The sequence below is a fragment of the Microvirga sp. genome, from assembly GCF_014699075.1.
In the GTDB taxonomy this organism is placed as follows: Bacteria; Pseudomonadota; Alphaproteobacteria; order Rhizobiales; family Beijerinckiaceae; genus Microvirga.
The window spans coordinates 58,537-84,028 of sequence record NZ_JACXAB010000009.1; the positions used below are offsets into that span (position 1 = coordinate 58,537).

The window sequence follows — 25,492 nt, forward strand, 5'->3', positions numbered from 1 at the left end:
GAGAGACACAAGCGATCGAAGACGTGGATGGCCGGAACAAGTCCGGCCATGACGACAATAAGGGCTGCTTGCCCTCACATCCGTCCGCCCTCGATCACCACTGCCTGCCATGTGCGAATGCCGCGCGAGGCCGCCGGTCCGCGTGCTTCCGACTCGATGCCATAATGCTCCGCGAGGCGCCCCAGCGCGAGGCGGATCACCACCTTGGCGGAACGCGCGGGCCATTGCCGCTCCCGCTCGATCTGCTCCAGCCCTTTGAGGAATCCGCAGAGGTCGAGCAGCAGGTCGCTGAAGTCGCCCCCGATGGCGTCGAACGCGTGACGGAGCCGCTGGCGGGCCGCAACCATCCGGTCCGTGGCCTCGCCCGGAGAGGCAGGGCCGCCGGTCCTCGGCATCGCGTCCCAGCGCGCCGTCACGCCGGGCAGGAGACCGGCGAGCATGATGTCGGTGCGAAGCCGCTCTCCCGCCTGGAAGGCCGTCTCGTCGATCATCGGTTCGCCGTTGCGATCCCGGCGCCGGCGCAGCCAATCGAGGGGGCTCTCCTCCGTGTCGATCCGCACGCGCGTTGGGCCCGTGGCGGTCTCGACCGTCGCGGCCTCCGTCTCGCGATGCTGATGCAGGAAAGCGAGGTCCGCATCGGGCGACGAGATGCGTCGCCGATGGGCTTCACCAGCCGAGGTCAGTTGCAGGGTTCGGCGGCTAGGACCCGTTTGCTGCCAGCAGGCGAGATCCTCGCGCACGAGGGCGTCCGCGGCCGTCGCCGCGACGCGCCCTGCCCCGACCGAGACGCCGCCGCGGCGCCTGTGAATAAGCACGCTCGACGGGTCCGTCGGATCGATGAACGCCCAGGTCTCCGGCTGGCCCAGCGCTCCGAGCAGGCGCCTCGCCTCCTGGGTCAGGGAATCGCCCGCCGGTTGTCCAGCGACTGGCGCTGTCCTGTTCTTTGCATGTCCTTTCCGCCTCTTCGAGCCGGCCTTCTCCGGCGCTGAAAAGTCTGCTGCGGCAATACTTTGATGAACCGCATCGCCGTCTTCAATGTTCATGTTTTGTTCCCATAAATAAAGTAAGGACGGGGTACCCCTTCCTCCTTCGATAGTGGGGGCATATTCCTAGTTGTCAACGCGATTCAAAACTGTTGATAAGACTGAGGATAACTCGGACAGCGCCGGAGTCGCCCGCACAAAGGCCGCAATGATCCCCCGCATTTTCCAGCGAGGGATCACGCCCGTTTACGCTGCGGACAAGACCTTGAGCGACCCTGGCTCAGCCCCGTCCGCGAAGGGAAATCCCTCGTCGGCCCAGCCCGTCATTCCGCCGAGCATCAACTTCACCGGGCGTCCGAGCTGCGCCAGACGCAGCGCGGCCTTGTCGGCGCCGTTGCAATGAGGGCCCGCGCAATAGACCACGAACAGCGTCGAGTCGGGCCAGGCGGACATACGCTCCGGCGTGATCTCCCGATGCGGAAGGTTGAGGGCGCCCGGCACATGGCTGCGGGCATAGGCCTTGGGCCCGCGCACGTCGAGGAGAACGAAGTCGGCTTGGCCGCTCACGAACGCGTCATGCACATCGGAGCAGTCGGTCTCCAGTGAAAGTCGGGCGGCGAAATGCGCCTGTGCGATGCCGGGTGCGGCAGCGGGAATGGCCGCAACGGAACTGGCTGGCATGAGATCCTCCTTGTGGAAAAGCCATGGCCAGAGTTCCGCACAGGCGTCATGGTGAAAAGTGGCGCTCCCGCCAACAGACGTAAACATCATGCCAAACCGCCTCGTCGTCGCCCTCGCCTATGATCGCCTGAGCACCTTCGAGTTCGGCATTGCGGTCGAGATCTTTGGATTGCCCCGTCCGGAGATGGGACCGGACTGGTACCGCTTCGCCGTCTGCGCCATCGAGCCCGGTCCTTTGCGCGCCATCGGCGGCTTCCAGATCATGGCCGATGGCGGCCTTGAGCTTCTGGAGCAGGCGGACACCATCGTGATTCCCGGCTGGCGTGGAGCCTCCGGCGAGCTGGTTCCGGCAGCGCTCGTGGAGGCTTTGAGGCGGGCGCACGCGCGCGGTGCACGGCTGATGTCGATCTGCTCCGGCGTCTTTGCGCTGGCAGCCACCGGTCTCCTGTCGGGTCGTCGCGCGACGACCCACTGGCATTATGTGGAACAGCTCTCGGCGGCCTATCCCGAGATCAAGGTTGAGCCGGACGTTCTCTACGTGGATGAAGGCCGGCTGCTCACATCCGCCGGCAGCGCTGCCGGGATCGATCTATGCCTGCATGTGGTGCGCAATGATTTCGGCCCCGAGATCGCCAACCGGCTCGCCCGCCGCCTCGTGGTGCCGCCGCATCGCGAAGGCGGCCAGGCGCAGTTTATCGAGCGCCCCGTTCCGCCGGCACGGGAAGGGGCAAGATTCGCTCCCCTGTTCGACCGCATGCGGCAGCGGCTCGGCGAAGAGCAGCCCATCGACAGGCTGGCCGCGGAGGCAGGCATGAGCCCGCGAACGTTCCTGCGCCGTTTCAAGGCCGCAACGGGCCTGCCGCCGGGCGAATGGTTGCTGGGGGAGCGTCTGATCCGCGCTCGCGAATTGCTGGAGACGACCGGAAACTCGATCGAGGATATTGCCGGCGCCACCGGCTTCGGCTCCGCGGCAACGCTGCGCCACCACTTCCGGTCGCGGCTCGGCGCCAGTCCGGCGGCGTATCGAAGGCGCTTCGCACAGGAGGCGAAGATCACCCACACTCTCGGCAGAGCTCCGGAATGAAAAAAGCCGCCCCAGGGGGCGGCTGATTTCAACGAATGATTGTCGCTCAGCTGGCGCTGCGCGAGGAGCGGCGCTTCCGGCGCTGCTGGCCGAGGCCCATTTCCTTGGCGAGCTCGGAGCGGGCCTTCGCGTAGTTGGGAGCCACCATCGGGTAATCGACGGGTAGGCCCCACTTCTCGCGGTATTGCTCGGGGGTCATATTGTACTGCGTGCGCAGATGGCGCTTCAGCGACTTGAACTTCTTTCCGTCCTCAAGGCAGACGATGTAATCCGGGGTCACGGACTTCTTCACCGGGATCGCCGGCTTGGGCGCCTCGACCGGGATCTCCACCGTGCCGCCCCCGACACGAAGAAGAGCCGTATGGACCTCATTGATCAGAGTCGGAAGATCGGATGTAGGAACAGAATTATTGCTGACATAGGCAGAAACGATGTCGGCAGCCAGCTCAATGTAGTTCGAAGCAGCGATGTTGTCGCTCATTTTGATTTTCTTCCTTTCCGGCTCTTTAGAACAGCTCAAAAAAGCTTTTCAACCTATCTTTGAGCATTCTCGTCTGAAGCAATGCTTGCTTGTTCCTAGAACCGCACCGTACTTGCACAGAAATCGTGCTTGCTCGTCCAAGTATGGCAAATTCAGCCTCAATGCAAGATGTTCAAAAGGAAAACTTTGGAAAACTTCGTATCATCTTGCACTGTGCAATAAACCCTGGAGCAAAAGTTAATGCCTCGGTCCATAGGTTAGGCTCGCGATCATGTGAATTTCATGCTTTGGAGCCGAAGAAGTAATTAAGAAGGGACTTCATTAGAACATTAGGGCGCCCACCACGCCCGATTTGGACCCTGCGTGGGAAATCAGAGTTATCTGTGCATAATCCCTGCCCGATATCCCCACCGGAAGATTTCATGAAACCCGAGCGCCTCCCCTTCCATCCCTTGCCTGCTGCGCCGTCGATTTCCGCAAAACCGCATGTCTTCGAGATGCATGGGGCCGAGGTCCGGGACGATTATGCCTGGCTGAAGGCGGAGAACTGGAAGGAGGTTCTCAAGGATCCATCCGTCCTCGATCCGGAAATCCGGGCCTGCCTGGAACAGGAGAATGCCTACGCGGCAGCAGCCTTCGCCGGCACGGAAGAGTTCCAGGCCCGCCTCGTGGCCGAGATGCGCGGACGTATCAAGGAGGACGATTCCTCGGTCCCCGAGCCTGACGGTCCTTATGCCTATTTCACCCGCTACCGGGAGGGCGGACAGCACCCGCTGGTCTGCCGCCAGCCCCGCGACGGTGGGCCTGAGGCCATCATGCTGGACGGCGACAGGGAGGCCGAGGGCCATCCCTTCTTCGATCTAGGCGGAGCGGATCACTCACCCGATCACCGGCTCCTGGCCTGGGGGGCCGACATCAAGGGCTCGGAATACTTCACGCTTCGCGTCCGTGACCTCGAGAGCGGCGGCGACCTGCCCGACGCGGTTCCCCAAACCTCCGGCGGCGCCGTGTGGCTCAACGATTCGTCGAGCTTCTATTACGTCGAACTCGACGAGAACCACCGTCCGGTCCGGGTCAAACTTCATCGCCTCGGCACCGGCCCTGATCAGGATCAGGTCGTCTATGAGGAGAAGGATCCCGGCTTCTTCGTGAAGCTCGGCACCACCCAGTCGGACGCATTCGTGCTCATCGAGGCGAGCGACCACGAAACCTCGGAGGTCTGGCTCCTCGACCGGGCCGATCCCTCGGCCGCACCGCGGGTCGTCGAGCCGCGCACGCCGCAGCTGAAATACGACGTGGAGCACCACGGGGACGATCTCATCATCCTGACCAATGCGGACGGGTCGGAGGACTTCAAGATCGTCAAGGCTCCCGTTGCAACACCGGGGCGCGAGCACTGGCGCGATATGGTGCCCTACCGCCCGGGGACGATGATCCTCTCCCACGTGGCGCTCGCCCGTTATCTCGTGCGCCTTGAGCGGGAAGACGCGAATCCCCGCATCGTGCTGCGGGAGTTCGCAACAGGAGCTGAGGAAAGCGTCGCCTTCGACGAGGAGGCTTACTCGCTGGGCTTCTCGGCGGGCTACGAGTTCGACACAGACGTGATCCGCTATCACTACTCGTCGATGACGACGCCGAGCGAGGTGACCGACTACAACCTGCGCACCGGGGAGCGCACCTTACGCAAGCGCCAGGAGGTGCCGAGCGGGCATAACCCTGCCGATTATGTGACCCGCCGCTTGTTTGCGACTGCTCCCGACGGAGAGCAGGTGCCGGTCTCCATTGTTCATCGGCGCGAGGTCGCTCTCGACGGATCCGCACCCTGCCTGCTCTATGGCTATGGCTCCTACGGCATGTCCATGCCGGCGGGCTTTCGCACCGGGATCCTGTCTCTCGTCGACCGGGGCTTCGTGTACGCCATCGCGCATATCCGCGGCGGGACGGAAAAGGGCTGGCGCTGGTACATGGACGGCAAGCGCGAGAAGAAGCCCAACACGTTCACCGATTTCATCGCCTGCGGCGAGGCCCTGGTCGAAGCGGGCTACACCTCCCGCGGCCGCGTCGTCGCCCATGGCGGCAGTGCCGGCGGCATGCTCATGGGTGCGGTGGCCAATCTGGCGCCGGACCTCTTTGCCGGGATCATCGCCGAGGTGCCCTTCGTCGACGTGCTCAACACCATGCTCGACAGCGAATTGCCCCTCACCCCGCCGGAATGGCCCGAGTGGGGCAACCCGGCTGCGGACGAAGCCGCCTTCCGCACAATCCTGTCCTACTCGCCCTACGACAATGTGAAGCCCCAGGCCTATCCGGCGATCCTGGCGCTAGCAGGCCTCACAGACCCGCGGGTCACCTATTGGGAGCCGGCGAAGTGGGTGGCGCGGCTGCGGGCCACCATGACGGGCGGCGGTCCGATCCTGTTCAAGCTCAACATGGAGGCCGGGCATGCGGGCGCCGCCGGCCGCTTCGACCGCCTCGAGGAGGTCGCCCTTGCTTATACCTTCGCGCTGAAGTGCATCGGGGGGTTTCAGAGCTGACGCGGAGCCCTATGTCTCGTTGTAGCGTATCCTGCCGCTCCGCTTGAGGCAGCCGGGAGACACCAGGGATTTCGCGAGTATGCGTCGATGATCGAAAGGCGCCCTTCAGACATGGCCGCCGATGTCGCTTCCTATGAAGACAGCGACAGGCAGCGCCTTGACGATCTGGAACGCCGCCTGCGTGAGTCGGAGGATGCCCTGCGCCTGAGCAACGGCAAGCTGCGGATGGCGCTCGACATCGGCAAGGTCGGGTCCTGGGAGCGCGATCTCAGGACCGGAGAGGTCACAGGGACTGCGACCTTCAAGGCGACCCTGGGCCTGCCGCTGGATGCCTCCCTGAACTCCGAGGAGGTCCAGAAGCTCATCCATCCCGGCGATCTGGACCGGATGAACCAGGCTATCGTCTTCGCACTCAAGACGAAAACGGACTTCAATGTCGAACACCGGGTGATCCGTCCCGATGGCCGCATCGGACGCGTTCTCGTCCGGGAGGCGCGATCTTCGAGGGCGAGGAACCCGTTCGCCTGATCGGGATCATCCAGGATGTGACGGCCCGTGAGCAAGCCAAGGAGGATATGAATTCGGCGCAGCGCCGTCAGGAATTCCTCCTGACCCTGAAGGATCAGTTGCGCAGTCTCGAGGATCCCGATGCCATCATGGAGGCCACGGCCAAAAGCCTCGGGCGTTTCCTCAAGGTGGATTGTGCCGGGTATGGTGAGGTCGATGAGGAGCGAGGCATCATCCTGGTGGAGCGCGAATGGTCGAACGGGGCCATCGGCAACGAGGGACGAGCCTACCGTCTCTACGACTTCCTTCCCACCATGATGGCGGAACTCAAGCAAGGCAGGCCGATCTTCGTCGAAGATATCAGGACCGACCCGCGCGCGAACAACCCCGACGTACAGACAGCCTACAGCACGATCAATGCCCGCGCGGCTCTGGCGGTGCCCCTGCTCAAGAACCAGGCGCTGACGGCCGTGCTCTACATGCACACGTCCCAGCCGCGTGCCTGGTTCGGAGACGAATTGTCCCTCGTCGAGGACGTTGCCGAGCGGACATGGACGGCTGTGGAGAAGGCTCGGGCCGAGAGGGACCTGCGGGAAACCGATGCGCGGTTCCGGCTGATCGCGGAGTCACTGCCGGCACTGGTCTGGATTCTCAATCCAAAGACCGAGCTGCTCTACACGAACGAGCGCTGGGTCACCTATTCGGGCCTTCCCCGCGAAGAGGCGCTCGGCCACAGCTGGACGCGGGCCATTCATCCTGACGACATGGCAAGGATGAGCGAGGAGCTGGTGCCGGTCGTCACCCTGCATACGCCCTATACGACGGAAGCAAGATACAGATCGCACGAGGGTCATTACCGCTGGCATCTGATCCAGGGCGCTCCGATTCATTTCGAAAACGGGGAGTTCAAGAGATGGGTCGGCACCAGCGTCGACATCCATGACCTGAAAGTGACGGAAGAGGCGCTCAAAAAAAGTGAGGAGCAGCTCCGCATCGCCCTTCAGGCCGCCAGAGTCGGCGACTGGAGCTGGGATATGGCCACGGATGTGTTCACCCTCTCGGACAGGGCTGCCGAAATATTCGGCCTTCCGCGCGGATCGACCACGAAAGAGGAGTTGGCGAGGCAGATCCATCCATCCGATCTGCCGCGGATGATCGAATCCAAGATGAGTGCTTTCCAAAACAAGGCTCAATTCAGCACGGAACTCAGGGTCCGACGCCTGAATGACAACGTTCAGGTTTGGGTCGCCGCTCAAGGCCAGGTTATGTACGATCAAGACGGCACCCCGAGCGGCATGACGGGCGTCGTTCAGGACATCACCGACCGTAAGCAGGCGGAGGAGCGTCAGGAGCTCTTGATCCGTGAGCTGCACCACCGGGTCAAGAACACGCTCGCCACCGTGCAGGCCATCGTCGGCTCCACCGCCCGCACCGCATCCAGCATCGACGAGTTCTATCAGGGCTTCGTCGGCCGCATCGTGTCGCTGGCCCGCACCCACAACCTGCTCACCGAGGACCTGTGGCAGAAGGCAGCCCTCGAGGACCTGATCCAGACGGAACTCGGCCCCTACGAGGACGAAGCACGCAACCGCATCATCGTCGAAGGGCCGCACGTGGAGCTGCCCTCGGAGGCAGCTGTTCCCATCGGCATGGCCATTCACGAGCTCACCACGAATGCTGCCAAGCATGGCGCCCTGTCGACCTTCGGCGGCCAGGTGGAGGTGCGCTGGCACGTGGAGCCCGGCGCGGAGCGGCCGATCCTGCACTTTGCCTGGACCGAGCATGGCGGTCCGCGGGTGAGCACGCCTACCCGCCAGGGCTTCGGCTCACGCCTGCTGCAAAGAGTGCTGGCAACGCAGTTGCAGGCCGAGGTGCAGATGGCTTTTCCCGAGGACGGCCTGCACTTCACCATGACCATGGTCATTCCAGGCGAGCCGCCCATTTTCAATCCGGATCGCGCTGAGAATTAACCTTCTGTTTAATAGTTGCTCCCTCCTATGATCTATTGCCGCCCTGTCAGCATGACTTTACGGCATGAGGTGACGTAGCCTCCAGAAATGCTTAGAAAGCAGCAGACGCAGCTCCAGAGCATTGTTCATGATCAACAGGGTCGACGTACCTCCTTTTCCAAAAGCCGTTGCGCCGCAAGGCGAACGGCAGCCGAACCAACAGGAAAAGGGCCGAGACATCAGCGGGTCGGAGTCACGCGGGAACAGCGCCATGCTGCGTCTGGCGCTTGAGATCGGTCGCATGGGATCATGGGAGCGTGACCTCGTAACGAACAAGATGACGGCCAATCCGATCTGCAGAGCCCATCTCGGACTGCCTGCCGATGAGCCTCTGACGTTCGAGAAGCTGAAGAAGCTGCAGCATCCGGGCGATGTCGAGCGCATCAACCAGGCGGTCACCTACGCGCTGGCGACCCGGTCCGATTTTAATGTGGAGCATCGGATCGTTCGCCCCGATGGCTATATCGGCCGCCTCCTCGTCAGGGGCACGCCGATTTTCGAGGATGGCAAACCGGTTCGTCTGGTCGGTGTGACGCAGGACGTCACGGAGCGTGAGCGCGTCAAGGAAGAGCTCAACGATGCGAGGCGCCGCCAGGATTACCTCCTGAAGCTGAATGAGCAGCTTCGGAGCTTCAGGGATCCTTTCGCCGCCATGGAAGCGACCGCCCAGAGCATCGGTCAGCTCCTGAAGGTGGATTGCGTCGGCTATGGCGAGGTGGACGATGGCCGCGGCGTGGTGCTCGTCGAGCGGGAATGGTCGCGAGGTGCGATCAGCAACGAAGGCCGGGCCTACCGCCTGCAGGAATTTCTCCATGGCATGATCGACGATTCGAAGGTGGGGCAGACCCTGACCATCGAGGATATTGCCGCCGACCCGCGAACGGGAAGCCCTGCCCTCCAGAACTTCTACAGCACCATCAACGCCCGGGCCGTTCTCACCGTCCCGCTGCTCAAGGAAGGCCACATCACGGCCATCCTCTATGTGATCTCGTCCACGCCGCGCTCTTGGTCGGAGGATGACGTGGCATTGGTTGAGGATGTGGCTGGGCGCACCTGGACGGCGGTCGAGATGATGCGTGCCGAACGCACCCTGCATGATACCGAGTATCGCTTCCGGACCTTTACCGAGGCGCTTCCCGGATTTGCATGGATCGCCACGCCGGAGCTCGAACTCGTCTATTACGTGAACGAGCAGACCTGGTTCGAATTCTCAGGGCTGTCGCGCGAACAGACCCTGGGCCACGGCTGGCTGTCGATCGTCCATCCCGAGGACCTCGCCGCCATCAAGCAGGATGCCAAGAACGCGACCGACGACGTGATGGAAGCCGAGATGCGTTATCGCTCGATCGACGGCACCTATCACTGGCACATCGTCCGGGTCGGCTCGCTCTATGACTCCAATGGCGAGTTCAAGAGCAAGATCGGAACGAGCATCAACATCCACAACCTCAAGGAAACCGAAGCAGCCCTGCGCAAGAGCGAGGAGCGGCTCGCCCTGGCTCAACGCGCCGCCCGGATCGGGGTCTTCGATTGGGATGTGAGCAGCGGCGCCATTAACTGGATGTCGGAACAGGAAGAGCTGTTCGGGATCGAGCCCGGCAGTTTTGAGGGAACTTACGAAGGCTGGACCTCCCGCATTCACCCGGCCGATGTGAATGCGTTCGAGAAGAGCTTCCGGGACGCAATTGGCCGTAGCGATCGGGAGATGGCCTTCTCGTATCGCATCCCGCTCCCGGATGGCTCCTTCCGTCACATCGAAGGCAGCCTGATGATCTTCTACGGGCAGGACAGCAGCCCGGCTCGGATCATCGGCGTCAACATCGATGTCACCAAGCATAAGCAGGCGGAGCATCGCCAGCAGTTGCTGATCCGTGAGCTGCACCACCGGGTCAAGAACACGCTCGCCACCGTGCAGGCCATCGTCGGCTCCACCGCCCGCACCGCATCCAGCATCGACGAGTTCTATCAGGGCTTCGTCGGCCGCATCGTGTCGCTGGCCCGCACCCACAACCTGCTCACCGAGGACCTGTGGCAGAAGGCAGCCCTCGAGGACCTGATCCAGACGGAACTCGGCCCCTACGAGGACGAAGCACGCAACCGCATCATCGTCGAAGGGCCGCACGTGGAGCTGCCCTCGGAGGCAGCTGTTCCCATCGGCATGGCCATTCACGAGCTCACCACGAATGCTGCCAAGCATGGCGCCCTGTCGACCTTCGGCGGCCAGGTGGAGGTGCGCTGGCACGTGGAGCCCGGCGCGGAGCGGCCGATCCTGCACTTTGCCTGGACCGAGCATGGCGGTCCGCGGGTGAGCACGCCTACCCGCCAGGGCTTCGGCTCACGCCTGCTGCAAAGAGTGCTGGCAACGCAGTTGCAGGCGGATGTCGGGATGAACTTCCCCGAAGAGGGACTTCGCTTCACCATGACCCTGCCGATCCCCGGCGCACCGCCGATCTTCAACCCGGATCAATGACGCCATGCTGATGAACGCAAGCCGCTCGCACCTTGTCGTGGTCGATGTTCAGGCCCGCCTGATGCCCGCGATCCACGAGGGTGAAGGCCTTGTGCGCAATCTGGCCATCCTGCTCGAAGCAGCCGGGCGGCTCGGTGTTCCCGTCACGGTCACGGAGCAATACCCCAAGGGGCTGGGAGCTACCCTCCCAGCGGTGGCGGAGGCGCTCCCCAGTGAGGCCGTCACCCTGTCGAAGACCACCTTCTCGGCCGTCCGTGAGCCTTCGATTGCGGAGCGAATCGCAACCATGCGGGGCAGCGGCCGGGATCACCTCGTGATCTGCGGAGCCGAGGCGCATATCTGCGTGCTGCAGACTGCCCTGGAGTTCAAGACGTCAGGCTTCGAGGTTTTCGTGGTGGCCGATGCGGTGTCGAGCCGCTCGCCTCACAGCGTCAGCGCCGCCTGCGCGCGACTGCTGCATGCAGGCTGCCATTGGGTGACCACGGAGATGGTTGCTTTCGAATGGATGGAGCGGGCCGCGACGGACAGCTTCCTCGCCCTGGCTCCGCTCTTCAAAGACTAGCCGACGAGTTGCCTTCGCCGCCGGCCGCGATGAACTCCTTCAGCTCGTCCAGAGAATGGAAGCGGAAGGTGCCGCTCGGGGTCAGAGCCTCGATCGAGCCATCCGAGAACATGACGTACTTGTTGTCGCCGGAATTGTAGGTGCCGATGATCGTGGCCGGGCTCTCCTCGCCGGACGATGCCTCGTCCTCGGCAAAGGCTTCCTGATCGGTCTCTGCGGCGGCAGGCTCGCGATCCCACTGCGGCTCTCTCTCAGACTCCACGTCCGACACGGCCTCTAGAGGCTCATCGCCCCGGTCGCGATCCTGGCCCTCGGGTTTAACGTCATCTTCCGGCTCAAGCCTATCGATATCGAGACCCGGTTCGGCGACGAAATGCGCGTCCTCATCGTTGCGGTGCCGGTCGGCCAGGAGGAAATCCGGCACCTTGAGGTCCTGCTCCTGCTCATCCGGGGCATGCAAATCAACCGGGGTGGTTCGCGGCGGGAATGGAATGACAGGGGCGGCATCCCTTTGCTCAGGCCACTCGGCGGTCGACACCGTGGGCTTGTCCTGGGGCTCATCCTGCTCGGGTCTCTCCTGCTCCTCGAAGAGGGGCAGGGTCGACTGGCTTTCGTCCGCGCGGTCCTCGTCGGTACGCTCCTCGAAGGCACCGGCCGCCTCTGCGGCCGCGAGACCGCCGACAAGCCCTGCACCGGCAAGCGCTCCGGGCGCGCGATGGCCCAGGCCGAACTCATCACCTGCGGAACGGGCCTGCCGCTCGAAGAGCCTCTTCTCGATCTTCGCCAGCTTGGAAACCGCCGCCGCGATGCCGAGCAGCAGGGCGCCGCTTGCGGCCGTGATGCTGCCTGCGATCACCATCGTCCAGCCGCGCTCGACCAGAACGATATCCCATCCGAAGAAGGCAGCCAGCAACCCGCCGAGGATCATCGCAAGAGCGAGGGTCAGAAGAGCGATGATCATGCCGTCTCCATCATACGCAAACCAAAGATTACTGCGGAAAAGCTATGCTTCTATAGGCAAAAGACAACCGGCTGTGAAGCTTGAGCCGAAAAAAGTCCGGAGCCTGGCCGTTGCTCTTCGGCCCCTCGCGCTTTAACTAACGCTCAAGCGCATCCGGCGATGCGCGGTCGCAAGTGACCGGCATCGGATCGACCCCAAAGTCGCCACTACTTTCGGGTCCGATGCCCCGGGTCGCTCAATCCAAAGGAGACGCCGATGTCGTTCACCCTGCCCGAACTGCCTTATGCCTATGACGCCCTGCAGCCCTACATGTCGCGGGAAACCCTGGAGTTTCACCACGACAAGCACCATGCGGCCTACGTCAACACCGGCAACAATCTGCTGAAAGGCACGGAATTCGAGGGCAAGAGCGTCGAGGAGGTCGTGAAGGGCTCCTACGGCAAGAACCAGGCCCTCTTCAACAATGCCGGACAGCATTACAACCACATCCACTTCTGGATGTGGATGAAGCCCAATGGGGGCGGCGCCCTGCCGGGCAAGCTCGAGAAGAAGATCGTCGAGGATCTTGGCTCCGTCGACAAGATGAAGGAAGACTTCATCCAGGCCGGCGTCAGCCAGTTCGGCTCGGGCTGGGCCTGGCTCGCGCTCAAGGACGGCAAGATCACCGTCATGAAGACCCCGAACGGCGAAAACCCGCTGGTCCATGGCGCCCAGCCGATCCTCGGCTGCGACGTGTGGGAGCATTCCTATTACATCGACTACCGTAACCGTCGCCCCGACTACGTGAAGGCCTTCCTCGACAATCTCGTGAACTGGGAGCATGTCGAGGAGATGTTTGAACAGGCGTCGAAGTAAGCGCAACGACGCTACGTCAGACGGGCCTCTTCGGAGGCCCGTTTCGTTTTGGGGCTGCGCAGACGATAGTGCTTGTTTGATCTCTGCGTTGCGCTCCGTAAAAATTGCAATCTTATATCAGCAAAACCCCTTCGACCTGATCCTACAGGGATAGCACAATGCGTTACCTGTCCTTTGTTTTGCTCGCGATGTTTTCCGTCCTTTCCATCGCAAAGGCTGAGGATGTCTGCGAAGGCATAACCCAGGAGGAAATGAACACTTGCGCAGGCAATAGATTCGAGGCTGCGGACAAGGCGCTGAACGAACGCTATGGAAAGCTCATGAAGCGGCTCGACCCTGAAAATCAGGTGAAACTACGCCAAGCGCAGAGGGCTTGGATCACTTACAGGGATAAGTGGTGTGAATTCGAAACCAGTGGCCTCGGATCCGTCCGCCCCATGATTTACACAGGATGTTTGACAGGACTCACTGAAGATCACTCCAAGAATTTGGACTACCATCTGACATGCGAGGAAGGTGATCTCTCATGCAAAGGCTGGGTTGGTAAAAGGAACTAGCGATCCAGATTGGGAGCGAGCCTGATCCCTCGTTCTTCTAGCATTGCCTCAAATGCATCAGACTTCAGGTAACCCAGCTCAGCCATTCTGCTCTCCAGCGCAGGGTCGAGCGCCCGCAGCTCGTCGTCCACATAGCCTGGATGACACATGACGACTGGGTGAGATCCGAGCTTCGAGAACGCCTCCCGGAATACCAGGGCAGCCGGCACGGAGAGATCGAGTGGGGCAAAACCCGAGAAGCCTTTGTTCGCCCAAAATCCGGCGGCCTGCGCGCTTCTGGCGAAGCCGCGGCTCAAGGATTTCACGATGAGGGCTTTGCGGCGGCCGATGGGGCGGCGCAGGATTGAAGCAATCTTATCGGAGGGATCGCGCAGCCAGACGCGCCCGGCATAGCCCCTCTCCTGCAGAACCTGTATCAGGGCCTGCCTGATCACCGGCAGAACATGCACGTGCTGATGGCCGTCCACGAAGGCCGGCGGCTCGCCGTGAACCTCCAAGAAGGCGTCGAGTTGGCGCTCGATCTCCTGCGTGACTTCGTCGGCCGGAAGCTGTCGCTTCAGCGCCTTCGGCAGCAAGTCCTTCAAGGCTGGCAAAACACCGGACGGCGCAAGCTGCGGCATGGAGCCAAGGGGTGATCCCGCCGTGAGGTTGAGGTGAAGGCCCACAGCAAGACGGCCTTGCAGGGACTTCAGATCGCCTGCAGCCCTCCGCCAGCCGGGCATGTTGGTCATGGCTCCGGTAGCCGAGAGGCGGCCCATTTCCGCCAATTCGACGATGCCCCGGCTCACTCCATCGGCAAGGCCGAAATCATCGGCGCAAAGGATGACGTTGTGGGAGAGGCTCATGAATGTTCCTGAAATCGGCTTTGCCGCACCCTAGAGCATGATCCGGAAAAGTGGGAGCCGGTTTTCTGGAGGGATCATGCGGCAATAAGAGGCCGAGCTATCCGCTTCGGTCCGCTACGAAATTGCACGAAGGCTCTTGAGCAAAGCTGCAAACTCGGCTCTTGATGCGGCCCAACAATCAAGGGTTCTTCCAGTGGCGTCGCCCAAGCTCAGCGTCATTATCCCGGTTCACAACGAGAGCGCCAACATCGCGCCTCTCTGCGAGCGCCTGCTGCCGGTCCTCAGCCGCATCACCCAGGAGTGGGAGGTGATCTTCGTGGATGACGGCAGCCGGGACGACACCCTGGACCTCATCCGGGACGTCTGCCGCACCGAGCCCCGGATCGGAGCCGTCTCCTTCAGCCGCAACTTCGGCAAGGAGATCGCCATCGCGGCCGGGCTCGACCATGCCCGCGGCGATGCGGTTGTGATCATGGATGCCGACCTCCAGCACCCGCCGGAAATGATCGAAGCCTTTGTGGAGCGCTGGCGTGAGGGTTTTCTCATGGTCTACGGCCAGCGCACGGACCGCTCGGATGAGACCCGGGCGAAGCGCGGCTTCGCGCAGGCCTTCTACAAACTCTTCGCCCGCTTCGGCGAGATGCCCCTGCCCGAGGGCGCCGGCGACTTCCGCCTCATCGACCGGAAGGGGGTCGACGTTCTCAGAACCCTGGGCGAGAAGGCACGCTTCTCGAAGGGTCTCTATGCCTGGATCGGCTTCAAGGCCACGGGCGTGCCCTTCGTGGTGGAGGAGCGCCGCTTCGGCACCACCAAATGGAGCTTCAGGAAGCTCTTCCGCTTCGCCTTCGACGGGATTGCTGCCTTCTCCACCGTGCCGCTGCGGATCTGGACCTATATCGGCTTCCTGGTTTCATTCCTGGCGATCGCCACGGCCCTGTTCTTCATGGTTCGCACGCTCCTGTTCGGCACCGACCTCCCGGGCTTTCCGAGCCTGATCGTGTCGATCATGTTCTTCTCCGGCATCCAGCTCATGTCGCTTGGGATCGTCGGCGAATATGTCGGCCGCATCTTTGCCGAGGTGAAGCGGCGGCCGCTCTATGTGGTGGCCGAACGGATCGGCGGTGCGGCGGAGGTGTCGAGCGATCTCGTTCCCGATAGTTACCGCATGCGCCGGGCCTGATCGATGTTCAGAAAAATTCTCTCCGTGGGCGGATGGACGCTCGTCTCCCGTCTCACCGGCTTCATCCGCGACGTGGTGCTGGCCGCCGTCATGGGCGTCGGCCCCATCGCCGACGCTTTCGTGGTCGCCTCCCGTATTCCCAACCATTTCCGCGCCATCTTCAGCGAGGGCGCCTTCAACAGCGCCTTCCTGCCCACCTATGCGGGCGTGCTCGAGCGGGAGGGCACCGCCCCTGCCCGCTCGTTTGCCAGCCGCATCAGCACCCTGATGCTGATCGTGCAGATCGTGCTGCTGGCAGCCGCCCTCGTGGGCATGCCGGTAGTGGTGAGCCTGCTCGCACCGGGGTTCTCGGACGAGCCGCAGAAATTCGACTTGGCGGTGACGCTCACCCGCATCACCTTCCCTTACCTCCTCTTCGTCACCCTGGTGACGATCCTGTCAGGCATCCTCAACGCGCATGAGCGCTTCGCAGCCGCTGCCGCCGCGCCCGTGCTGCTCAATGTCTCCATCGTGGCGGCGCTGGCGGTTGCGTTCCTGTTCCCGAATGCCGGTTATGCGGCTGCCTGGGGTGTCACTGTAGCAGGCGTGCTCGAACTGCTGCTGGTCTGGGCAGCGGCCCGGCGCTTGGGTGTCGCGCCGACGATTGCGGCACCACGCTTCGATCCTGCCATGAAGCACTTCTTCAAGGTGCTGGGCCCGGCCGTCATCGGCTCGGCGGGCGTGCAGCTCGCCATGTTCGCCGACACGATCATCGCCTCCTTCCTGCCCACCGGCGCCGTTGCCTCGCTCTATTATGCCGACCGCATCTACCAGCTGCCGCTCGGCGTGATCGGCATCGCCGCCGGCACCGTGCTGCTGCCGGAGATGAGCCGCCGCATTGCCGCAGGAGATGTTACCGGGGCCCACGGGGCTCAGAACCGGGCCGTCGGGCTGACCCTGGCGCTCGCCGCGCCCTTCGTGGTGGCCTTCGTCACCATGCCCGATCTGATCATGTCGGCCCTGTTCCAGCGTGGCGCCTTCGATGCCGCCGCCGCCGAGCGTTCCGGCGCGGTGCTCGCGGCCTATGCCTTAGGCCTACCCCCGGCTGTGCTCATCCGCTCGGCGGTGGCAAGCTTCTATGCCCGCTCCGATACCGTGACGCCGCTCATCGCCTCGCTCACGGCGGTAGCGGCCAACGTGGCGTTGAAGATCGTGCTGACGGGACCCTACGGCGTGGTTGGGCTGGCGCTCGCCACCGCCATCGGCATCTGGGTCAATCTCGGGCTCCTCGTCCTGCTCGCTCTGCGCCGGGACTGGATGGCTCCGGGCGGCACCTTGGGCCGCACCGCCGCCGCCGTTGCTGTCGCAAGCCTGATGCTGGGGGCTTTCGCCTGGTTCGCACCGATTCCCTTGTCGGAGTGGACCGCCCGGTTCTCTGCCTGGAACAGCGAGATCCTGCTTGCGATCCTCGGGACGACCGGCGCCCTCCTCTATGGCGGCATGCTGCTGGCGGGCCTGAAGGTGCTCGGGGTCAGGCTGTCCAGACGCTGACGTCCGCCAAAGTGAACAACTCCCGCTCCGCCGCAATGCCCCGCAGGCGATGGCTCCCGAGAGGGCGAACCGGCACCGGGCTCACGGAGGCCACCCGGTCGGACAGGATGATCGCGCAATCCAAGGCGCTGCACAGGGCCTCCATGCGGCTTGCCTCGTTCACGGCAGGCCCGATCACCGTGAAGTCGAGGCGTCCGGCGGCCCCAATATTGCCGTAGAACACGTCCCCGCAATGAAGCGCGATGTCGAGGGCGAGCGGCGTCTCATACTCGCGGTTGACGGCCTCGTTGCGCTCGAATGCCACCTGGGCAGCCCGGATCGCCGCCGCGCAGGCGCTCTCGTGCGACCGCTCTTCAGTGATCGGGAACGCCGCAAGCAGGCCGTCGCCGAGGAACTTGAGCACCTCGCCGCCCTGCTCCGCCACCGGGTCGGCCATGGCCTCCAGGTGCCGGTCGAGCCGGGCGATGAGATCGAGACCCGCCGTGTCTGCAAGCGTCGTGAAGCCCCGAAGATCGGCAAAGAGCAAAGCCGCCTCGATGGTCGTGCCGGAGCCGCGCCGGATCGCTCCGCTCAGCACGCGCCGGCCGGCCGAGAAGCCCACATAGGTGTCGAGCATGGTCACGGTGAGATCGAACAAGGTCATGCGGTAGGCCGCGAGCCCCAGGAGCGGCAGGAGTGCGTCGATTCGAGCGATTTCCTCCGGCCGGAATCCCTCCGGGCGGCTGGTCGAAAAGGCGGCCCCGACCCCTCGAAGGTCAGGCGCAGTCGTGTTGCCGAAGCTGATGAGGCGCGCCAGGTAATCTGTGCCCCCTAAGGCTCTCACATCCTCGAAGACACCAAACAGGCCCGCGTCCGCGCCATTGAGGCGCCAATGGCAGTTCTCCTGCTCGGTACGCATCATGTAGGCGAAGGGACTCACCTCGAATGCATCTGCATTGCGTTCATGTGAAACTCCTTCCACCACCGTGCCGGCAGATCGGGTCCACAGATGTGTATAGACGCGGATCATCGGATTGACGGTCGGCAGAGCGATATAGGCCCGGACCAGAGGAATGCCCTCGCCGACCAGCCGCTCGGCAACCCCAGAGAGCAGTGAGGCCATGTCGGACCCGTGCAGGCCCTGATCGATGATCCAGTCTTCCAGATTCGCCATGGCTTCACTCTAGCATCTCAGGCAAGCTTGTCCTCAAGCCATCGCCATCTAGCGGCTGGCGTGGCGCGTTGTGCCTCCCGTGCCGGCGATCTCAGTCAGCAGCTTGCGGCGTGCGGCCAGCGCGAAGGGCTGCGTCTCGTCGGCGATCTCCACGAAGGAGCCGGGACCTCCGATGACGTTCTGCGCATAGTAATCCTCCAGCGACATCCCGCCGGGCCCACCCGGACGGCCGCTGCCGGGGCGGCGGATGGCGAGCGCGTTGATGGTGAAGCCCTTGGCCAGCGCCTCCGCCCTCACCTGCTCCAGGGAGCGCCCATTCATGTTCGGGCCGTCGCCCGAGACGTCGATGACCTTGCGCGTGCTGTCATGGGCGTTGCCCTCCACGAGGCGCATGGAGAAATCAATGGCGTTGGAGATGGAGTTGTAGCCCGTCGCGCCGCGCGGGGCGCTCAGGAGCTTGTCAGCGAACACCCTCGCGCTCGCCTCGTCGCGGATCACGTGCCAGTCGACGATCAGCACCTGGGAGCTCGGCCCGCCCCATTCCATGAAGGCCACCGCAATGGCCCCGAGTGGGCCGTCCTTGATGCCGGTGAGCACATCGGGGCTCGTGAGCGCATCGGCCCAGCCCTGCCGCTGGAGGCGCAGCTCGTCATTGTCGATGGAGCCGGACCCATCGGCGGCAAAGACCAGTTCCAGATCGACGGATTCTGCAGCAGCAGGCGCAGTCAGAAGACTCAGTGCCACGAGGCTCTTCAGGATAAACCGCATTGAGGGCTCCCGCATTGCGAAATGCTGGAGCCATGTAGGGCGTGAAGCAGACGAAAGTGCGTTGTCAGACGATCACAAGTTTGTTGGGACCTCTGGCAATCCCTGAGAGTGATGCTTGAGCCGCTCGCATCTTTCACAAACCTTATCCTGAGGAGCAGACAAAGTCTGCGTCTCGAAGGAGGTTCCAGAGAGCACTGGATGATCCTTCGAGACGGATTGCTCACGCAATCCTCCTCAGGATGAGGGTAGAGGCAGGAAAGCGCGGATTTCTGAACTAACCTCAAGCTGCCTTGAGAATTCCCTTGTCGTGAGCGAAGGCCCAGTAGAGTTCGCGGGCGCGGCGATAGAACGGGCCGGGCTGGAGATCGCGGGAGTCGATGCGCAGCACCGGCATCACCTTGGAATAGTTGCCCGAGATGAATATCTCGTCGGCGCTGGCGAAGTCCTCGTAGCGCAGGGTGCTCTCGACCACCTGCACACCGTCGTCGCGCAGGAGCTGGATCACGCGCTGGCGGGTGATGCCATTGAGGAACGTGCCGTTTGGATACGGCGTATGGACCACGCCGTCCTTGGCCATGAACACATTGGAGGTGGCTGTCTCGGCGATGTTGCCAAGGGCATCGCAGACCAGCGCGTTGTCGAAGCCCTTCTCCTTCGCCTCGCGGATGACCCGGGCGTTGTTGGGATAGAGGGCACCGGCCTTCGAGTCGGTGGGCATGGATTCGAGCGTGGGGCGGCGGAAGCTCGACTTCATCACGGAGAGGCCACCCGGCACCGGCATCGGCGCCTCGAAGAGGGAGAGGCAGAACTGGGTCGATTCCGGATCCGGCGCGATGGTGGACAAGCCCTCGGCCTCGCCCCAGTACATGGGCTTCACATAGAGCGCCGTGCCGGGCGCGAACTTCTTCACGCCCTCGCGGACCAGATTAAAGATGGCCTGTGGCTCCATGGTGGGCTTCAAGCCGATTGTGAGGGCCGAGCGGTTCACGCGCTCGCAGTGAAGGTCGAGATCGGGCGCCACGCCTTCGAAGACGCGGGCCCCGTCGAAGACGGACGAGCCGAGCCAGGACACATGCGAGCGCGGCCCGATCAGGGGCGGATTGCCCTCATGCCAAGCGCCGTTGAACCAGTTCCAGGTTTGCGAATACCAAGCCACGTGTCCCATCCTTAATCGGTCAGAAATTCTGCCCTATCGAAACGCCTGCGCCGGCTACCGTCAATTGCCGGGCTCGGGTTGAGCCATAAAGTCTTGTGATGTGTTTCATGAGAAGGGCTGATCATTGGCCGGCTTGCCATTGCCCGCACCCGGTGAAACTCTGGCCCTCATGACCAGTCCCAACCTCATCCCCACCCACGCGAAAGCCGTGATCTTCGACGCCTATGGAACATTGTTCGACGTGCATTCGGCCGTCGGCCGCCACATGGCCCAGGTTGGGGCCGATGCGGCGCGCTTCTCGGAAGTGTGGCGCACGAAGCAACTCGAATATTCCTGGGTGCTGTCGCTGGCCGGCCGCTACGAGCCATTCTGGACTTTGACCGAGCAGGCACTGGACTATGCCTTCGCGCGATTCCCGGACATCGACCGCTCGTTGAGGCCGCTTCTGCTGGAAGCCTATCGCACGCTCAATGCCTATCCGGAGGTTCTGCGGACACTGCAAGCCTTGCGCATGCGCGGCCTGCGCACGGGTATCTTGTCGAACGGCGATCCAAGCATGCTCGGAGCGGCGGTGGATTCGGCAAACCTTGCCGGCGATCTCGACTTGGTTCTGTCCGTCGACGCGGTGCAAATCTTCAAGACGAGCCCACGCAGCTACGACCTCGTGCTGAAAGCACTGCCCGTCTCTGCAAGCGAAGTGGTGTTCGTGTCATCCAACCGCTGGGACATCGCAGGGGCCGCCGCCTTCGGGTTCACGCCAGTCTGGGTGAACCGGCTCGGCCTGCCGGACGAGTACGCGGAGCTTGCGCCTAGCGCAGTCATCGCATCACTCGATGGGTTGATATGACGACAATCACTGTCATTCCGGGGCCGCGCAGCGGAGCCCGGAATCCATAACCGCTAACATTGCAGAAAGAGGCGTAACGCTGCTCACTCTTTCCATGTGAAGTCGTGTTTATGGATTCCGGGCTCGGCCCATGGCCGCCCCGGAATGACAGCGGGTGTCAGTCTCACTTCGCCAGAGCCGCCAGAATGCGTGCCCAGGAGCGGGTGCCCTTGTGGAAGCTCTTGAGGTCGTATTTCTCGTTCGGCGAGTGGATGCGGTCGTCGTCGAGGCCGAAGCCGACGAAGAGGGTGTCGAGGCCAAGCGTGCGCTTGAAGTCGCCGCCAACCGGGATCGAGCCGCCCATGCCGATGACGATGGGATCCTTCTGCCACTCGTCATACAGCGCGGACTTCGCGGCCGTGATGGCCGGGAAGTCGTGCGGCAGCGCGAGCGCCCGCGAGCCCTTGTGATGAATGAACTCCACCGAGCAATCGGCAGGAATCCGCTCGCGGACGAATGCCTCGAAGTTCTTGGAGATCGCAACCGGATCCTGATCGCCCACAAGGCGGAACGAGACCTTGCAGCGCGCTTCCGACGCGATCACCGTCTTGGTGCCCTCGCCCGTATAGCCGCCGATGATGCCGTTCACGTCGCAGGTCGGGCGGGACTGGATCTGCTCGATGAGCATGCGTCCCTTCTCGCCGGCCGAGTGCTTCAAGCCCACCTGCCCGAGGAACTCCTCCTCCGTGAGGTTCAGGCCCTTCCACTGCTCCAAGACCTGCGTGGGCGTCTCATGCACGCCGTCGTAAAAGCCCGGAATGGTGATGCGGCCATTGTCGTCGTGAAACGCCGCGATGATCTTCGACAGCACATGGATCGGGTTGCGGGCCGCGCCGCCGAAAGTGCCCGAATGGAGATCGCGGTCGGCGCAGCGGACGATGATCTCCTCATAGACCATGCCGCGCAGGGAAGAGGTGATGCCGGGCGTATTCTGGTCCCACATGCCGGTGTCGCAGACGAGCGCCACGTCAGCCTTCAGCTCGTCCTTGTTGGCCTCGATGAACTCAGGGAGAAATTTGGAGCCGTCCTCCTCAGCACCCTCGACCAGGAACGTGATATTGATCGGCAGCGAGCCCGTCTCGGCCTTCCAGGCGCGGCAGGCTTCGACGAAGGTCATCACCTGCCCCTTGTCGTCGGAGGAGCCGCGGGCGCTGATGGCCTTGCGGCCGTCGGGCAGCGTGATCATGCGCGGCTCGAAGGGCGGCGTCTCCCACAGCTCCAGCGGGTCGACCGGCTGCACGTCGTAGTGGCCGTAGAACAGCACATGCAGCTTCGCATCGCCCTGAGCATGGCCGACCACGGCCGGGTGCCCGCCTGTCTCGCGTAAAGAAGCCTCGATGCCGATGCTCTTCAGCTCATCCACGAGCCACTGGCCGGCTTTGCGGCAATGGTCCTTGTAAGCGGGATCCGTGGAGATGGACGGAACCTTGAGCCACTGGAACAGGCGCTCCAGAGAAGAATCGAGGTCAGAGTCGATACGCTGCAGAACTTGGTCGAGCTTGGACATGGGGAACATATGCCTTGTGGACGAGGTCGCTCCAAGAGGTACTCTCATCACCCTGGTGATCGCAAGCCCGAGATTGGGGCTCAGGATGAGACCAAAGGCTTCGTCATATAAACACGGCGGAAGCCCTTCTCCTCCGCCCGGTGGGTCTCCACAAACCCCAGACGTTCATAAAGACGGACGTTCCCGGTCATGGCCTCGTTCGTGTAGAGCCGAATGGCCTTGAATCCACGCTCAATGGAGCGCCTCACCGCGAAGGCAATCAGCGCACGCCCATAGCCCCGTCCCTGCATATCCGGATGCACGGCCACATTGTCGAGAAGCATGGTGTCGTCTTCCGGAAGAAGAACGAGCATTCCGGCGAGTTTATTCTCACTGGAGAGAACATAGACGCACCGCTTCTCGATCAGAGCGGAATAGTCGTCGCCCATCGGTCCGGGTTTTTGGCCGATGAGCGGGATATACTGAGTATAGGCCACAGTGACGAGCGCCTCGACGGCGGCCAGATCTTCACGCTGTGCCAGGCGAATATCAGACATCATCAATAACAAGCACGAGATTGGCTGACCTTTACCGTCTCAGCAATCCACCCAAGGTCCCGCGCACGATGGCGCGGCCGATGGAGCTGCCCTGGCGACCGCCGATGGACTTGCCGATCTCGGCCGCAAGGTTGCCGACCGTCTGGTTGACGATGGTCCGCGTCACCTCACGCGTTACACGCTGCGTCACCGTCATGGAGCCCTTGCGCTGCGGGCCGGAGCCGAAGAGGCCGCCCAGCATGTCGAGGATGCCGCCTCCCCCTTCGGCTGCCTTCGCCTCGGTGGCTGCCTGCTCGGCGCGCTTGGCGAGCATCTCGTAAGCCGATTCCACGTCGATGGACTGATCGTACTTTCCCTTCATGGGGCTCGACGCGATGATCTGCTGGCGCTCGTTCAGCTCGATCGGCCCCACCTGCGCCATGGGCGGCGCGATGAGCGTACGCTCCACCATGGACGGCGCGCCCTTGCCCTCGAGCGTCGAGACCAGCGCCTCGCCGACGCCGAGCTCAGTGATGGCCTTCTCCGTGTCGAAAGCTGGATTTTCCCGAAAGGACTGGGCGGCCGCCCGCACGGCCTTCTGCTCGCGCGGAGTATAGGCGCGCAGCGCGTGCTGGACCCGGTTGCCGAGCTGCGCCAGCACGCTTTCAGGGACGTCGATCGGGTTCTGGGTGATGAAATAGACACCGACGCCCTTGGATCGGATGAGGCGCACCACCCGCTCCACCGTCTCGACGAGCGCCTTCGGCGCATCGTTGAAGAGCAGATGCGCCTCGTCGAAGAAGAACACCATCTTGGGCTGGTCGAGGTCGCCAACCTCCGGCAGCTCCTCGAACAGTTCCGACATGAGCCACAGGAGGAAGGTGGCGTAGAGCCGCGGATTGCTCATGAGCTTGTCCGCCGCTAGGATGTTGACGATGCCGCGCCCGTCGCGATCCGTGCGCATCAGGTCCTTGATGTCCAGCGCCGGCTCGCCGAGGAACTCGTCGCCCTGCTGGTTCTCCAGCACGAGGAGTTGGCGCTGGATAGTGCCGATGGTCGCCTTCGACACATTGCCGTAGGTGGTGGTGAGCTGGCTGGCATTGTCGGAGACGAGCTGCAGCAACGCGCGCAGATCCTTCAGGTCGAGGAGCAGCAGGCCCTGCTCGTCGGCAATGCGGAAGACGATGTTGAGCACGCCCTCCTGCGTGTCGTTGAGATCGAGCAGGCGCGAGAGCAGCAGCGGCCCCATCTCGGAAATCGTCGCCCGCACCCGATGCCCCTGCTCGCCGAACAGGTCCCAGAACACCACGGGGAACTTGTCCGGCACGTACTCGACGCCGATGTCCTTGGCGCGTTTGACCAGAGGCTCCTTGCCGTTGCCTGGCGCCGCCATGCCGGAGAGATCACCCTTGATGTCGGCGGCAAAGACCGGGACGCCTGCGTTGGAGAAGCCTTCCGCCAGCACCTGCAGGGAGACGGTCTTGCCCGTGCCCGTCGCTCCAGTCACGAGGCCGTGCCGGTTAGCGAGCCTGAGATCAAGATATTCGGGCTTCGTGCTCTTCCCGATAAAGATCTTCCCGTCCTGCAGCATCACGAGTCCCTCCAGAGTCCCATAATGGATCTTAGAAGCGTTGCCGCGAGTTTCCACTCTCGGAATTCTTGATTAAACAGTTCAGATATGAACTATCGGCCCCGTTCCAGTCTCAGGAGAATCAGATGGAAGAGCTCATTGCCCGCGTGACGCAGAAGACCGGTCTCGATCAGGCCACCGCCCGCAAGGCGATCGGCATCATCCTCGGCTACCTCCAAAAAGAAGGACCCTCGAGCGAGGTGAACCAGCTGATCCAGGCACTTCCGGGCGCGACGGAAGCCATCGAGGAGGGCAAGACCGGCGCCAGCGGCGGTCTCATGGGCATGATGGGCTCCATGGGCGGCGGCGTGATGGCGCTCGGCGGACAGCTCATGGGCATCGGCGTGTCCATGGGCCAGATGCAGCCGCTGGGCAAGGAGCTCTTCACCTACGGCCGCGAGAAGGCCGGCGAGGACGTGATGGGCCCGATCGTCGGTTCGATCCCAGGGCTTTCGCAGTTCGTTTGAACCTCTTCCCTCTCCTGGAAGAGGGACCAAGGTTCGGATGCAAGGTCCACACTCTTCATGGCCGGACTTGTTCCGGCCATCTACGTCTTGGGAACCACAGCGGTGCAAAGACGTGGATCCCCGGGACAGACACGGGGATGACGGCGGAAAGCGGCACCTGCATCTTCTTTC

The 25,492-nt window shown here is 63.1% G+C and carries 23 protein-coding genes; 12 read left to right on the plus strand and 11 right to left on the minus strand.

Annotated features, from left to right (window positions below):
- Window positions 1-74: 74 nt before the first annotated feature.
- A complete protein-coding gene (locus IC232_RS15405; RefSeq protein ID WP_246812230.1) occupies window positions 75-1,043 on the minus strand; it encodes a DUF6456 domain-containing protein in 969 nt (322 codons plus the stop codon).
- A gap of 186 nt (window positions 1,044-1,229) precedes the next feature.
- On the minus strand, window positions 1,230-1,664 hold the full coding sequence (locus tag IC232_RS15410; RefSeq protein ID WP_190845867.1) for a rhodanese-like domain-containing protein: 435 nt from the start codon (window positions 1,662-1,664) through the stop codon (window positions 1,230-1,232).
- Between the two features lie 88 nt (window positions 1,665-1,752).
- Here IC232_RS15410 and ftrA point away from each other — a divergent pair, with 88 nt between their 5' ends.
- The gene (ftrA, locus tag IC232_RS15415) at window positions 1,753-2,748 is read left to right on the plus strand and encodes a transcriptional regulator FtrA (protein WP_190845868.1); all 996 of its coding nucleotides are present in this window, start codon (window positions 1,753-1,755) and stop codon (window positions 2,746-2,748) included.
- 46 nt (window positions 2,749-2,794) lie between these two features.
- Here ftrA and IC232_RS15420 read toward each other — a convergent pair whose 3' ends face one another.
- Entirely contained in the window at window positions 2,795-3,229 is a 435-nt protein-coding gene (locus tag IC232_RS15420; protein WP_190845869.1) for a MucR family transcriptional regulator, read from the minus strand.
- 422 nt (window positions 3,230-3,651) lie between these two features.
- Between IC232_RS15420 and IC232_RS15425 the strand changes: the two genes are divergently transcribed.
- The 5 genes from IC232_RS15425 to IC232_RS15445 all read left to right on the plus strand — a co-directional run bounded on the left by IC232_RS15425 (window position 3,652) and on the right by IC232_RS15445 (window position 11,311).
- A complete protein-coding gene (locus IC232_RS15425; protein ID WP_190845870.1) occupies window positions 3,652-5,763 on the plus strand; it encodes a S9 family peptidase in 2,112 nt (703 codons plus the stop codon).
- Between the two features lie 111 nt (window positions 5,764-5,874).
- Window positions 5,875-6,291: a PAS domain-containing protein gene (locus tag IC232_RS15430; protein ID WP_190845871.1), complete on the plus strand. Its 417-nt coding sequence runs from the start codon at window positions 5,875-5,877 to the stop codon at window positions 6,289-6,291.
- A 47-nt stretch (window positions 6,292-6,338) separates the two neighbouring features.
- A complete protein-coding gene (locus tag IC232_RS15435) occupies window positions 6,339-8,240 on the plus strand; it encodes a PAS domain-containing protein (RefSeq protein ID WP_190845872.1) in 1,902 nt (633 codons plus the stop codon).
- 250 nt (window positions 8,241-8,490) lie between these two features.
- Entirely contained in the window at window positions 8,491-10,749 is a 2,259-nt protein-coding gene (locus IC232_RS15440; RefSeq protein ID WP_190845873.1) for a PAS domain-containing protein, read from the plus strand.
- Window positions 10,750-10,753: 4 nt separating this feature from the next.
- Window positions 10,754-11,311, plus strand: a complete 558-nt coding sequence (locus IC232_RS15445; RefSeq protein ID WP_190845874.1) for a hydrolase — start codon at window positions 10,754-10,756, stop codon at window positions 11,309-11,311.
- Here the strand turns inward: IC232_RS15445 and IC232_RS15450 are convergent.
- Window positions 11,301-12,272 (minus strand): hypothetical protein, encoded by a 972-nt coding sequence (locus IC232_RS15450; protein ID WP_190845875.1) that lies wholly within the window; start codon window positions 12,270-12,272, stop codon window positions 11,301-11,303. The two genes, IC232_RS15445 and IC232_RS15450, sit on opposite strands and share 11 nt — an antisense overlap.
- Before the next feature lie 255 nt (window positions 12,273-12,527).
- On the opposite strand from IC232_RS15450, the gene IC232_RS15455 reads away from it, so the two are divergent.
- The gene (locus IC232_RS15455) at window positions 12,528-13,127 is read left to right on the plus strand and encodes a superoxide dismutase (RefSeq protein ID WP_036359472.1); all 600 of its coding nucleotides are present in this window, start codon (window positions 12,528-12,530) and stop codon (window positions 13,125-13,127) included.
- A gap of 158 nt (window positions 13,128-13,285) precedes the next feature.
- Complete coding sequence (locus IC232_RS15460; protein ID WP_190845876.1) at window positions 13,286-13,684, plus strand: lysozyme inhibitor LprI family protein; 399 nt, start codon at window positions 13,286-13,288, stop codon at window positions 13,682-13,684.
- Here IC232_RS15460 and IC232_RS15465 read toward each other — a convergent pair.
- Window positions 13,681-14,529: a ChbG/HpnK family deacetylase gene (locus tag IC232_RS15465; protein ID WP_190845877.1), complete on the minus strand. Its 849-nt coding sequence runs from the start codon at window positions 14,527-14,529 to the stop codon at window positions 13,681-13,683. The genes IC232_RS15460 and IC232_RS15465 overlap by 4 nt on opposite strands.
- Window positions 14,530-14,722: 193 nt before the next feature.
- Between IC232_RS15465 and IC232_RS15470 the strand changes: the two genes are divergently transcribed.
- Together IC232_RS15470 and murJ are read left to right on the plus strand one after the other, a co-directional pair.
- The gene (locus IC232_RS15470) at window positions 14,723-15,709 is read left to right on the plus strand and encodes a glycosyltransferase family 2 protein (RefSeq protein WP_190845878.1); all 987 of its coding nucleotides are present in this window, start codon (window positions 14,723-14,725) and stop codon (window positions 15,707-15,709) included.
- Between the two features lie 3 nt (window positions 15,710-15,712).
- Complete coding sequence (murJ, locus tag IC232_RS15475) at window positions 15,713-17,239, plus strand: murein biosynthesis integral membrane protein MurJ (RefSeq protein ID WP_190845879.1); 1,527 nt, start codon at window positions 15,713-15,715, stop codon at window positions 17,237-17,239.
- Here murJ and IC232_RS15480 read toward each other — a convergent pair.
- The 3 genes from IC232_RS15480 to IC232_RS15490 form a co-directional block, all read right to left on the minus strand.
- Window positions 17,220-18,392 carry an adenylate/guanylate cyclase domain-containing protein gene (locus tag IC232_RS15480; protein ID WP_190845880.1) on the minus strand — a complete coding sequence of 391 codons (1,173 nt, stop codon included), beginning with the start codon at window positions 18,390-18,392 and terminating at the stop codon, window positions 17,220-17,222. The genes murJ and IC232_RS15480 overlap by 20 nt on opposite strands.
- Window positions 18,393-18,440: 48 nt before the next feature.
- The gene (locus tag IC232_RS15485; protein WP_190845881.1) at window positions 18,441-19,160 is read right to left on the minus strand and encodes a DUF1194 domain-containing protein; all 720 of its coding nucleotides are present in this window, start codon (window positions 19,158-19,160) and stop codon (window positions 18,441-18,443) included.
- Window positions 19,161-19,440: 280 nt separating this feature from the next.
- Window positions 19,441-20,316, minus strand: coding sequence for a branched-chain amino acid aminotransferase (locus IC232_RS15490; protein ID WP_190845882.1), 876 nt, complete (start codon window positions 20,314-20,316; stop codon window positions 19,441-19,443).
- A 169-nt stretch (window positions 20,317-20,485) separates the two neighbouring features.
- Between IC232_RS15490 and IC232_RS15495 the strand changes: the two genes are divergently transcribed.
- On the plus strand, window positions 20,486-21,163 hold the full coding sequence (locus IC232_RS15495) for a haloacid dehalogenase type II (RefSeq protein WP_190845883.1): 678 nt from the start codon (window positions 20,486-20,488) through the stop codon (window positions 21,161-21,163).
- A gap of 163 nt (window positions 21,164-21,326) precedes the next feature.
- On the opposite strand, the gene IC232_RS15500 is transcribed toward IC232_RS15495, so the two are convergent.
- The 3 genes from IC232_RS15500 to IC232_RS15510 all read right to left on the minus strand — a co-directional run bounded on the left by IC232_RS15500 (window position 21,327) and on the right by IC232_RS15510 (window position 24,815).
- Window positions 21,327-22,709 carry a M20/M25/M40 family metallo-hydrolase gene (locus IC232_RS15500; protein WP_190845884.1) on the minus strand — a complete coding sequence of 461 codons (1,383 nt, stop codon included), beginning with the start codon at window positions 22,707-22,709 and terminating at the stop codon, window positions 21,327-21,329.
- Window positions 22,710-22,789: 80 nt separating this feature from the next.
- Window positions 22,790-23,245, minus strand: coding sequence for a GNAT family N-acetyltransferase (locus tag IC232_RS15505; RefSeq protein WP_210335380.1), 456 nt, complete (start codon window positions 23,243-23,245; stop codon window positions 22,790-22,792).
- A 31-nt stretch (window positions 23,246-23,276) separates the two neighbouring features.
- Complete coding sequence (locus tag IC232_RS15510) at window positions 23,277-24,815, minus strand: helicase HerA-like domain-containing protein (protein ID WP_190845886.1); 1,539 nt, start codon at window positions 24,813-24,815, stop codon at window positions 23,277-23,279.
- 125 nt (window positions 24,816-24,940) lie between these two features.
- Between IC232_RS15510 and IC232_RS15515 the strand changes: the two genes are divergently transcribed.
- Window positions 24,941-25,321: a DUF2267 domain-containing protein gene (locus IC232_RS15515; RefSeq protein ID WP_190845887.1), complete on the plus strand. Its 381-nt coding sequence runs from the start codon at window positions 24,941-24,943 to the stop codon at window positions 25,319-25,321.
- The last annotated feature ends 171 nt before the right edge of the window (window positions 25,322-25,492 follow it).